We start from the raw sequence: 11780 nt of genomic DNA, 5'->3' as shown, positions 1-11780 counted from the left end.
CCTAAATTGCCGTGGCGAATAGCAAGTCGCGCAACCAGCGATGTCCGGCATCGCGGTGCGTTCTTTCGTGCCACGCCACGGTTTTAGTGAAGCCCTGAATCTCCAGCGGCGGCGCGAAGACTTTCAATCCTGCGTGGTGCAGCGCCAGACGACGCGGCACCACGCTGATCAAATCGCTAACGCGCAAAATCTCCGGCAGCACTAAAAAGCTGCACACCGAAAGCGTGACGCGGCGCGAGCGTCCTATCGCATTCAAAGCCGCATCGGTCACGCCATGAAAATTCCCGCCGATATAAGACACCAGCGCGTGATCCTGCGCGCAGAAGTCGTCTAACGTGAGGGTTTTCTGTTTGGCCAGCGGATGATCGTCGCGCATCAGACAAACATACTCTTCAGCGTACAACGCGCGAGCATGCAGTTCGGGCGGCGCGGTATCGGGCGTGATTAAGGCGATATCCACCGATCCGCGTTCGAACTGTAACGCCAACTGCTCATTGTTCACCGGTAATACTGCCACGCGAATTCCCGGCGCCTGCTGACGCAACGCCGCCATAAACGGCACGATCACCGCGCGCAGTGCGTAATCGGTGGCGGCAATATTGATGGTCATCTCAGCGGTGGCCGGATCAAATTGCTTCGGCTGCAGTAGCGCACTCACTTCCGTCAGAATACTTTTTACCGGCAGCGCCAGTTCCAGCGCGCGCAGCGTCGGCACAATGCCGCGCTGGGTGCGGGTGAATAGCGGATCGTCAAAGCATTCACGTAACCGCGTCAACATGCCGCTGACCGCCGGCTGCGTCAGCGATAAACGCTCCGCCGCTCGCGTCACGCTGCGCTCATCGAGTAGCGCATCGAGGGCTTTCAGTAAGTTGAGATCTAAGGTGCGGAGATCGGTTTTCATGGTTTTCATCTTCAGCGGGGATGCAGCAAGCATAGCGTGATGCAGATATCACAGTAAGTGATAGCACAAATAAAAATTCTCGATTGGTGTTATTTCTCTGCCAGCCGGATACTGCGTCTGTCCATTAGCAACCCACTTTTAACCCTGAGATTGACTCGATGAAAATGAACGCGATTAACTGGCCTGAAGGCTTTGTGCCGGGCTTTACGGATAACTATTGCTCGAATGAAGTGATCATCGCTGGCCTGACAACTGCCGATATCTGGCCGCTGCTCAACTCGCCAGCATTGTGGTCGAGCTACTACCAGAACTCCGCCAACGCGCGCTTTTATGATAACAAAGGCCCCGAGCTGGAGCAGGGCGCGCGTTTCTACTTCGAAACCTTTGGCTTCCCGGTTGAAGCGCAGGTCACTGAATATGTGGCACCTGTAGCAGGCGAACCGGCGCGCGTTTCATGGCACGGTTGGGCGGGCGAACCGGGCAGCGACGATCGTTTGGATGTGTTGCATGCGTGGTTGATCGAAGATCTTCCTGATAATCGCGTGCGCATCCTGACGCAGGAAACGCAAAACGGTAAACCGGCGGTTGAGCTGGCAAAAGCGCAGCCTAACCCAATGATTAACGGCCATCAGGATTGGCTCAATGGCCTGATTGCTGCCGCCCAACCGTAGGGTCGCCATTTATGGTGACCGCCTCACATGTTACTGCCGCACGCACAGGGTGCGAAGCGCTGCCTGAGTGATTTAATGCACAATGCCGAAGCGACACATCGACGCGGAACAGGCCGGATAACTGCTGGCGATCAATTACCTGCGCAGCTGCTGGCGTTGCAACATCGCAACTTCAGCGGCAAGCAGATCATTTTGCTCTAATCAGATTCAGAGGTGGTTATGTCAGGCCTATTTACGCCCTTTACCTTGAAAGATGTCACGCTGCGTAATCGCATTGCCGTGCCACCGATGTGCCAATACAGCGCCGTGGATGGCATGAGTAACGAGTGGCATCGCGTGCATTACAACAGCCTGGCGCGCGGCGGCGCAGGATTGGTGATTGTTGAAGCCACCGCAGTATCACCGGAAGGGCGCATTACTCCCGCCTGCCTTGGTATCTGGAATGATGAGCAGGCGGAAAAGCTGGCGCAGATTGCGCGTGAAATCAAAGCGTCAGGTGCGGTGCCGGGCATTCAAATTGGTCATGCCGGACGCAAAGCCAGCGCCAATAAGCCGTGGGAAGGTGACGACCATATCGCCGCCGATGACGCTGCCGGTTGGGAAACCATTGCGCCTTCCGCCGTGGCGTTTGGTCAAAATCTGCCTCGCGTGCCTCAAGCCATGACGCATGCGGATATTCAACGCGTGCGCGAAGACTTTGTGCGTGCTGCTCAACGCGCGCGTGATGCTGGTTTCGAGTGGCTGGAGCTGCACTTCGCGCACGGCTATCTGGCGCAGAGTTTCTTCTCGGTACACGCCAATCAGCGCACGGATGAATACGGCGGCGATTTGGCTGGTCGCAGCCGCTTCCTGCATGAAACCTTCGATGCGGTGCGCGCGGTGTGGCCAGAAAATCTGCCACTGACGGCGCGTTTTGGCGTGCTGGAGTTTGATGGCCGCGATGACGAGACGCTGCAGGAATCGATCACGCTCACCAAACAGTGGCGTGAAAAGGGTCTGGATCTGCTGAGTGTTAGCGTTGGCTTCTCCACGCCGGATGCCAATATTCCGTGGGGACCCGCGTTCCTGGCATCTATCGCCGAACGTGTGCGCCGTGAAGCAAATATTCCTGTGGCTTCGGCGTGGGGCATCGATGCACCGGCGATTGCCAATCAAACCATCGAGAAAGGCCAACTTGATTTGGTGATGGTGGGGCGTGCGCATCTGAAAAACCCGAACTGGGCATATCAGGCCGCGCTGGCACTGGATAAGAGCGAACCTTCCTGGGTGCTGCCCGCGCCTTACGCACACTGGCTGGAGCGTTATCGGGTGAGTGAGGCCTAACACCCTATGTAACCAGGTGCGCATGAATGCGCACCCTACGAAAGCCTTGTAGGGTCGCCATTCATGGCGACCGCTCCTCAGGACTGAGCTTACTTGTACGTTACCTCAATGATTTTAACGTGGTTAACCGATTTAACGCTCACGGTTCCCAGTTGATACGGCAGCGTTTGTTGTGACTGATTGAGCGCAATCGTACGCACTTTATCAACACCTTGGCGCGTGCAGGTAACGGAAGTCCCTTGCTGTTGAGTGGTCGTGGTACAGGCCGGTTCAACAATCGCACCACTGAAGTAGATCGTGCCACTCTCCGCCATCGCCGTTTTCAGCAGCATCAGGCCTGACAATAAAACCAAGACTTTACACATAGGCTATCCTCCAGAACGTCTAAAAGGATTTTCGTCCTCTTATGCTTAAACTTTAGAGGATGAGAAGCGGCTTAGGAAAAATCTTGGGTTTTAAGGATGCATGCAGGCTTATGACGACGGCTGAACGATCTGCATTTGTTGTTTGTTCATCCGCCCACCGTAGACTTTTAGATCAGACAGGGCCTTATTCATTTCGCTTAATTCTGCTGGCGTAAATTGGATATTCACCGCGCTCAGATTTTCATGGAGATGATTGATGTTTCTGGTACCCGGAATCGGCACAATCCAGGGTTTCTGCGCCAGCAACCATGCCAGGGCAATCTGCGCGGACGTGGCATTTTTTTCCGCAGCGATTTTTCTTAGCAGATGCAAAAACGGCTGATTGGCTGCCAGATTTTCAGGTGAGAAGCGATCAAAGCCAGCCCGCAGATCTTTGCTCGCATCAAAATGGGATTGCGCGTTCAGTGTTCCGGTTAAATACCCCATTCCAACCGGTCCCCAGGGAACAAAGCCAATACCCAATGCTTCACAGGTCTGCAGAACGCCATTGTGTTCTGGATCGCGGTTCATTACCGAATACTCTGTCTGGACGGCCGTTACGGCCTGAACAGCATGGGCGCGGCGAATGGTTTCTGGGCTAGCTTCTGAAAGGCCAAAATGCAGGATTTTTCCTTCGCTAATCAGATCTTTGATGGTGCCGGCGACGTCTTCTATCGGCACATTGGGATCAACCCGATGCTGATAATAGAGATCAATTCGATCGGTTTTCAGTCGGCGAAGCGATTCCTCAACAACCTGACGAATATGCTGAGGCTGGCTGTTTAGTCCACCGTTTTTGATATCAAAGCCAAATTTACTGGCAATAATGACCTGATCACGAATCGGCGCTAATGCTTCTCCGACTAACTCTTCATTGGTATAGGGACCATACACTTCCGCGGTATCGAAGAACGTAACGCCCTTATCATGAGCTTCCCGCAGCGTGCGGATACCCTGATTACGGTCGGCCGCCGGACCGTAATTGGCACTGATGCTCATGCAGCCTGCACCCAGTGCTGAAACGGTAAGATTACCGAGTTTGCGCGTTGACATAATCTCTCCTGCTTGCGATGAATCGTTATTGTTCTGTGCCCCGGAAGCGACAGATGTGGAGGCGCCCCACGATAACGAGCTGAACGCCATACCCGCGCTTATTAACGCTGTCCGGGATATAAAACTGCGCCGACTGATTGTTCCAGGCGACGTTGAGAATGCCTCAGCCGAAGCGTCGAACTTGTCTAGTTTCATGGTGATCTCCAGAGGATGAATGACGTTAAGCAGCAGCGCATGAATCCGCACCCTACGAAAAACGCGCCAATCATTTGTAGGGTCGCCATTTATGGTGACCGCGAGAAGCTTACTGACGAGCATTAGGGAAATTATTGCGCCCAATTCTTCAGCCAGTACGCATAAGGCACTGGCAGCACTGACTCTGGTGAGCTGATGTTAAGTTCGCGTGCTGCATGGAAAATCCAGTGCGGATTGGCCAAAAGCGTGCGGGCAAAAAACACCAGATCAAGTTTTGCATCCTGGATAAAGTCGTTAGCATCGCTGGCTTTGGTGATCATCCAGCTGGTTGCTACGGGAATGCCGCTTTCTCTGCGCACTCGTTCAGCGTACGGAACCATGAAATTTGGCCCCCAAGGTACCTGCTCGTCGGGCGTTGAGAGCGCCAACCCAACATCAATAAAGTCGATGCCGGCTTTTTTCAGCCATCGAATGACTTCCAGAGATTCAGCAAAGCTGTGTTGAGGACAGGCATCAAATTCGATGACGCCGAGCCGAGCGGTGAGTGGCAGGTGTGCAGGCCAGACGGACTTTACGGCCTCAACAACATCAAGCATAAAACGGGCGCGGTTAGCTAAAGAGCCGCCATAGTGATCTTCACGAAGGTTGGTTTTTGATGAAAGGAATGTTTGAGCCAGAAAGCCGTGGGCAAAATGCAGCTCAAGCCATTCAAATCCAGCTTCCGCCGCACGCCGCGCGGCCTCTCTGAAAGCATGAATGGTGTGCTGGATTTCCTCTAAAGACATCTCATGAGGAACGTAATCACTGTCTAGCACATAGGGCAATGCGCTGGCAGCAACCGGAATCCATGCCTTGGGATCCTGTTGATCTAAAGGCGCGCCACCTTGCCACGGTGGTGTGCATCCCGCTTTTCTACCCGCATGCTCAAGCTGAATCCCCGCTACCGCACCGGCTTGTTTGATGGCTGAAGCATCGGATGCAAATCCTTCAGTATGAGCATCGCTCCAAAGACCCAGGTCACCCGGAGTAATACGTCCTTCAGGCAAAACGGCAGTCGCCTCAACGATGAGTAAACCCACGCCTCCGTTTGCCAGCATTGAATAATGTGACTTGTGCCAGTCGTTAATGAGTCCACCGTCAGCCTGATATTGGCACATCGGCGACGCAACGATTCTATTGCGAAGGGTAAAATCTTTAAGGGTGTAGGAATCAAATAAACCAGGCATTTTAAGTCTCGGCTCTTCAGATTAAGTGTTGAGCCATTATGGGGCGGCTTTGGCTCGTCAGGCTTGTCAGATCTGCCGAGAGAATTGCCTAAAACGATGCATATGCCTCGAAGAGTACATATTGAATTTTACTGATGGTAAAATCGCCGCATTCAATTTTGGGGCGTCTGGTGGGCTTTAATGGTCGATAGTAATTTGAATGCTGGCGTTGGGGATTTGGCTGCGCTGATTAGCCGGATTGCCCAAAACGAGGGGGATCACTCAACCGCTATAGCTTCACTCTCGCTTCATCGCCGCAATATGGCAACGTTGCCCGTGCACTGTATTTATCAGATGGGTTTAGGTGTGGTGGTGCAGGGCGCAAAAGAGATCATGCTGGCGGGGAAACCGACGCATTACAGCGCGGGCGAATCTCTGCTCACGACCATCGATTTGCCGGTGGTATCGCATGTGACTCGGGCTAGCCAGCGCGAGCCTTTTCTAGGCTTGATGTTAACCTTTGATCCTCGCATGGTGGTGCAGATTGCCGCGCTGATGCCACCCGCCAAGTCCATTAAGGAAATACCGCCTAATCCACTCTCTGTCGAACCTCTGGATGAGGGGTTGATTGATGCGTTAAGCCGCTTAATTAAGTTACTTGATGAGCCGGATTTGATCACTCATCTTGAACCGCTTATTCAGCAAGAAATTGTGATGCGTTTATTAGCCAGCAACCATGGTCCGCAGTTGAGACATATCGCTACCGCCGGTTCGCCCAGTCAAAATATTTCCAGGATCGTTGGCTGGCTGAAGCAAAACTTCACGCGGCCTGTCAGCATGGAAGAACTGGCAGCGAATGCTTTTATGAGTCCATCGACGTTTCGTCAGCATTTCCGCGCTATGACCGGTGTCAGCCCTCTGCAATACCAAAAAAAGCTACGACTCCAGGAAGCCAGACAGCAGATGTTAAGTAAAAATCTCGATGCCAGCAGCGCAGCGTTGATGGTTGGTTATGAGAGTGCATCGCAGTTCAGCCGCGAATACAGACGCGAGTTTGGCGAATCTCCGCAAAGAGATATAAAACGCATGCGTTTAGCTGAAGAATGATAAAGGGTATTCGCTGCCTATTGCCTGCGGTGATTGGATAATATCGCTAATCGTAATTTCTTTATAACCTCCCACAGTATACCGTATTCGTCTCCTATCTCCTTGAATAAAAAAAATTAGCTTCGGACACCTAAAGTCATCGGCATTGCTGCCGATACAAACCTGTGAATTTTTTTTATCAATCAGTCTCAACCATTAATCATTGTTTCCTCCGCACGACAGAGGATTTTTCAATCAAGGATTTGATGTGAATTTACCCTTTTCTAAAAAAGCTGCATCCGTGTTGATCGCCGCTTCTCTGACTTCCAGTTGCGCCTCAATGAATGATTTTGCCCGTGATTACGGTACCGCTGCCGGTTGTATCGGCGGTGCCGCATTGGGCGGCGGTATTACTTACCTCGTCACTCATGATGCAAAGAAAGCGCTGGTGGGTGGACTGGCGGGTGGCGTAGCAGGATGCGTGGTAGGGAACGTTTGGCAGAATCGTGAACAGGCGCTGGCTAAAGTCGCCCAGGAAGAGAAAATTCGCATCAGCACTCAGGCACTTAAGGCGCAGGAGAAAAGCAAGCAGGAGCCGGTGGGGATTGTTGCACAAGTTGAGGACGGCACCATGTTCGCCATCGACAGTGCCGAACTGACCAGCAGCGGCATGCGTCAGGTGCAAAAAATTGCTGCGGCGATGAAAGGCGGTCAGCAATCTTCCAGCGATGTTTTGCTGGTGGTGGGACATACGGACGCCACTGGTAACGCCGAACATAATCAGCAACTTTCTGAAGCGCGTGCCCGCAACGTTGGGCTGGTGCTGGAGCAAAGTGGCATCAAAGCCAGCCAGCTCTATTTCCAGGGCGTGGGTTCCTCACGTCCATTGGCGGATAACGATTCCATTTCGGGTCGGGCACAAAACCGCCGGGTTGAAATCGTGGCGTTAGCGAATGAAACGCTGCTGCGCCAACGTCTGGCGCTAGAAAGCAATAACCCGCTCTATTTGCGCCACAGTTCTGCGGCTGAAAACACGCTGGCGCGCACTTCAACCACCAAGACGGCGCCACGTAAAACGAGCAAGAAGGCTGCGACACAAAACGCAGAAGTAAAAGCGAATGAAGTGGTGACCCAACCGACACAAGCCATTGCTGAGAGCAATCCCGCTAACTTTGTTGATTTTGGTGGCAAGCCCACCAGCGCACAGGTCACGGGTCTCGCCAGCAACTTAAAGCCGCTGTCACAAGGTTTCAGCCTGATTAGCCAGGCGCAAGCCAGCAGCGTCAGCGGTAGCTGTCTCACCGATCTTCCTCGCGTCAGCGGACTGGCAAAAAATTTAGCTAGCGGTAAAGCCATCGACCAGCATGATACGCGCGAATATCTGCCCAATATGAACGGGCGCGCCTGGGCGGGATTGGTGAATGGCAATCTGGTGACCTTGACGCCAGTATTTGTTCTCAAAGACGGCGCAGTGGTGACGCAAAACCCACAGGTGCTGATTACGCCGAACTACGCGCAGGGTAACCGCAAAGCGCTGCAAGGCATGGCGAGCGTCGCCAACAGTTGGGAAGGGGAAGACAGCATTCTCTACCGCGTCTACATTGCCGATGCCCAGCAACAACCGGTCTCCTGCGTCGACCTGTTGCTGCCAAAGTCGGGCAAACCTGCGCAACAAGGACAACTTTTCTACAGCAACCATCGTCAGCCGTGGCTGGCCAATTACGCACCTCAGCGTGGATAAACGGATAACTCTCTTATGGAAATTTTAGATACCTTAATGCAGGCGATCGCCACCTATCGCTACATCTTCTGGCCGCTTTTCGGGTTGTTGGCGCTAACACTTGGCGTGATCAAATGGTGGGATCAAGTTCGTTACTTCTTCCTCAACCTGTTTTGTTCCCTACCGCTGTTTGGCCACATCACCCGTTTGTCGCGCAGCCATGAATCTCGCCGTGCAGGCACCGGTGGACGCATCTGGCATCCGGCAGAAGAAGCGTTGTGTGGCAAGTTCTATCAGTTTCATAGCATTTCTAACCGCGATGCCGATTTTTACCTGCGCTGCGTTAACTATCTGAACAAAGTGGATGAGCGAGGCCGCAAACCGACCAGCGTGGTGTTGTGGTTATGCAGCATCGCTCTCGTCATTCTGGAAGCCTTTATCTTTGCGCTGGTGCTTTCACCATTCATTGCCAACAACATCTCTGCCAACCAGGCAGAATTGTCGGCGATTGTGGTTTCGGTGCTGATTGGTGTGATTTTGGTGCCCGCAACCCATTTAATGGGCACGCAGTTACACAAAAATACGCTGCTGAGCAAAATCCGCTACTGGCATAAAGAAGCGCGTCTGGAAGGCCATGCGCAGGCGTTGGTGAAAGATAACCGTGTCTCGCTGGAAAATAGCCGCATTGATGATGATGCACCCAGCTATTTGCAAATGCTCAACCGTGTGAACCACGGTATTGGCGCAAAGCCGCAATATGTCCAAACGGTGGTGACGCTGCTGTTGATCGTCACCTTCGCGGTAGGCGCCTATTTCATTCGTGCGGCAACCATCAATGCCGCCGAAACCCAGGCTGTCAATGGCACGCCGTTTAGCCAGACCAGCGCGGCGAGCAACGCTTCACCATTTGAGTTGCCACAACAGGCGGTGGAAGATAATCAGCAGGCTGATAAGCAAGCGGCGAAAGAGGTCAGTGATAACCGCGTGTTCGCTTCCAAATTGACCTTCATTATTCTGTCGGTGATTTTCATTGGCGTGCAAATTATCGGTATTTTGATTGGTTATTACCGTTCTCTGGTCGGCATCGAATCTCGCCTGGCGGCGAAATATATCGGTAATTTCAGCAGCTCTGAAGAGTTTGCCGCGTGGTACGCCATGCGCCGTGAACGCGTGGAACGTGATGCGCAAGATAAACTGGCGAGTTTGCAGAATCGTATGGCGATGCAGCGTGCCAGCAGCGCCAGCATCGCGCAAACCGATGTACGGACCTTTGATGACTACGTGCGCGGTAAGCAGCGCGATAAAGCGCTGGCTGACGATCAGCATCAGCAATTTAACGCCACGCGCGCAACCGTTGCTCAAGAGCGCCCGGTACATCAGCCAGAACCGGCTTTGGTCTTTGAACCTGTAACGCCGACACCAGCACCGGTAGCGCTGGAAACGGCACCTGCAGCTAACGTTGATGAAAAAGCACGTATTGCGGAGTTAGGCGATCTGACGGCGTTAGATGATGAAGAGCTGCGTCTGGTGGCTGAGGATTTGGGTCTGTCAATTGAAGCGCTGCTCAGTCGTCGCAAAGTGCAGCGCGTGCTCATTAAGGCCAGAGGATAACCAGGTGAAGATCAGCAAATGGTGTTTGCTGCTGTTAGCCGGGGTGAGTGCCCTGGCGCAGGCTGCGGATCGCAACGATATTCCGAGCTGTTATGACTACGCCAAACTCAGCCAATATCGCCCGGCCAGCAGTGGTCGTGAGCTGGTGGTGATTATTGATCAAACGGTTAAAGTGCCGCTGCAGATCAAAAATGCCAGTTGGCAGCAGATCATGCGTTTTAGTCAGCCCGGCGATCATGTGGTGCTTTATCAGTTCTCGGCGTTGTTGCAGAACAATTTCATGCAGCGCTTATTTGATGGGCGTCTGGAGCCGTTACTCACGGACAAGAAAATCCGCGACAATCAAGGCATGGAGAGTTTGAAGAACCTCGACAAATGCCTGAGTGAGCAGAAGCAATATTTCGCGAGCGTGTTGGGTGGGCTGATGGCAAAAAGTTTCGCTGAGAAGGGCGATAACATCGCTAAAAGCGAGATCCTCGATAGCCTTAAGCGCATCAGCCACGATCTTCAGCAGGATCAAAGCGCATCACGCACCTTGTTCCTCATCTCCGATATGCTGGAAAACAGCGCTTTCGATAGCTTCTACCGCAATAACGCGCTGCGTTTGCTCTCACCAGAGAAAGAGTTGCAGCAGGTTAAACAGCAGAATCTGTTAGCGGATTTTTCCGGCGCTAAGGTGTTTGTTGCGGGTGCAGGGTTGATTGATACCGATGCGAAAAACAATTACCGCTCAGGGAAAATCATTCAGCAGCTTGAGATATTCTGGCGCGACTATTTTACTGCGTCGAATGCTGAGTTGGTGAGTTTTGGTGCACCGGCGCTGAACGTGGATTTGCAATAAGTTGATCAGGACTATGTGTTTAATGCCTCAGTGATGAAACTGAGGCATTAAGTAATAAGCGGCGAATTTTGGTCACAATTACTTATACGTCACTTCAATAATCTTGAGATTATTAACCGATTTAACGCGCATGGAGCCAAGTTGATAATGAAGCGCTTGATGTGACTGATTGAGTGTAATCGTACGCACTTTATCAACACCTTGGCGCGTGCAGGTCACTGAAGTCCCCTGCTGTTGAGTGGTCGTGGTACAGGCCGGTTCAACAATCGCACCGCTAAAGTAGATCGTGCAACTCCGCCATCGCCGTTTGCAGCAGCATCAGGCCTGACAATAAAACCAGGACTTTACACATAGGCTATCCTCCAGAATGTCTAAAAGGATTTTCGTCCTCGTATGTTTAAACTTTAGAGGATCAGAGGCAGCTTAGGAAAAATCTTGGGTTTTGCATTTATTGTTTGTTCATCCGCCCGCCGTAGACTTTCAAGCCAGCCGTGGAGATATTTTTCCGCTTTAAGCGAGGAGGGGACATTGCTAACAGCATCCTGTGTGAATCAATAAGGAGCAGATCATTTTCGACTTTTAAAACCGACACGGCTGGCAAATTGTATTTTTGCTATTCAAGATGATGGCTAATTTTATTATTTAAATTTATCGTGCTTTGCATTGTGATGGTTCTAAATATTTAGAGCCATTCTATTCAATTCCTAACCTAGCCAAATTCCTAAATCCCATCTCCCGCCTCACAATTCCTTAACTCAAACTAACGTTTC

11 protein-coding genes are annotated in these 11780 nt (G+C 52.2%); 7 read left to right on the top strand and 4 right to left on the bottom strand.

All coding sequences use genetic code 11. The annotated features are described in order from the left end of the window. Position 1 precedes the first annotated feature (1 nt). A complete protein-coding gene (locus BM323_RS15900; protein ID WP_036649872.1) occupies positions 2–901 on the bottom strand; it encodes a LysR family transcriptional regulator in 900 nt (299 codons plus the stop codon). Positions 902–1065: 164 nt separating this feature from the next. Here BM323_RS15900 and BM323_RS15895 point away from each other — a divergent pair, with 164 nt between their 5' ends. The 3 genes from BM323_RS15895 to BM323_RS15890 are packed head-to-tail and all read left to right on the top strand — an operon-like array spanning position 1066 to position 2895. After that, positions 1066–1572 carry an SRPBCC family protein gene (locus BM323_RS15895; protein ID WP_036649875.1) on the top strand — a complete coding sequence of 169 codons (507 nt, stop codon included), beginning with the start codon at positions 1066–1068 and terminating at the stop codon, positions 1570–1572. A 27-nt stretch (positions 1573–1599) separates the two neighbouring features. Next, positions 1600–1773, top strand: a complete 174-nt coding sequence (locus BM323_RS24495) for a hypothetical protein (protein WP_154182912.1) — start codon at positions 1600–1602, stop codon at positions 1771–1773. Positions 1774–1791: 18 nt separating this feature from the next. Further along, on the top strand, positions 1792–2895 hold the full coding sequence (locus tag BM323_RS15890; RefSeq protein ID WP_008109565.1) for an NADH:flavin oxidoreductase/NADH oxidase: 1104 nt from the start codon (positions 1792–1794) through the stop codon (positions 2893–2895). An 89-nt stretch (positions 2896–2984) separates the two neighbouring features. Here BM323_RS15890 and BM323_RS15885 read toward each other — a convergent pair whose 3' ends face one another. The 3 genes from BM323_RS15885 to BM323_RS15870 form a co-directional block, all read right to left on the bottom strand. After that, positions 2985–3260, bottom strand: coding sequence for a hypothetical protein (locus BM323_RS15885; RefSeq protein WP_008108848.1), 276 nt, complete (start codon positions 3258–3260; stop codon positions 2985–2987). A gap of 108 nt (positions 3261–3368) precedes the next feature. Next, positions 3369–4352, bottom strand: coding sequence for an aldo/keto reductase (locus BM323_RS15880; protein ID WP_008108847.1), 984 nt, complete (start codon positions 4350–4352; stop codon positions 3369–3371). A gap of 326 nt (positions 4353–4678) precedes the next feature. After that, positions 4679–5773: an NADH:flavin oxidoreductase/NADH oxidase gene (locus BM323_RS15870; protein WP_008108846.1), complete on the bottom strand. Its 1095-nt coding sequence runs from the start codon at positions 5771–5773 to the stop codon at positions 4679–4681. 180 nt (positions 5774–5953) lie between these two features. Between BM323_RS15870 and BM323_RS15865 the strand changes: the two genes are divergently transcribed. The 4 genes from BM323_RS15865 to BM323_RS15850 all read left to right on the top strand — a co-directional run bounded on the left by BM323_RS15865 (position 5954) and on the right by BM323_RS15850 (position 11010). After that, a complete protein-coding gene (locus BM323_RS15865; protein ID WP_008108845.1) occupies positions 5954–6859 on the top strand; it encodes an AraC family transcriptional regulator in 906 nt (301 codons plus the stop codon). Positions 6860–7106: 247 nt separating this feature from the next. After that, entirely contained in the window at positions 7107–8579 is a 1473-nt protein-coding gene (locus BM323_RS15860) for an OmpA family protein (RefSeq protein WP_008108844.1), read from the top strand. Between the two features lie 15 nt (positions 8580–8594). Continuing rightward, on the top strand, positions 8595–10169 hold the full coding sequence (locus BM323_RS15855; RefSeq protein WP_008108843.1) for a hypothetical protein: 1575 nt from the start codon (positions 8595–8597) through the stop codon (positions 10167–10169). A 4-nt stretch (positions 10170–10173) separates the two neighbouring features. After that, positions 10174–11010, top strand: coding sequence for a hypothetical protein (locus BM323_RS15850; RefSeq protein ID WP_008108842.1), 837 nt, complete (start codon positions 10174–10176; stop codon positions 11008–11010). Positions 11011–11780 lie beyond the last annotated feature (770 nt).

The sequence above is a fragment of the Pantoea sp. YR525 genome, from assembly GCF_900116775.1.
Taxonomy (GTDB): domain Bacteria; phylum Pseudomonadota; class Gammaproteobacteria; order Enterobacterales; family Enterobacteriaceae; genus Pantoea; species Pantoea symbiotica.
This window is presented reverse-complemented; position numbering and strand designations above follow the sequence as displayed.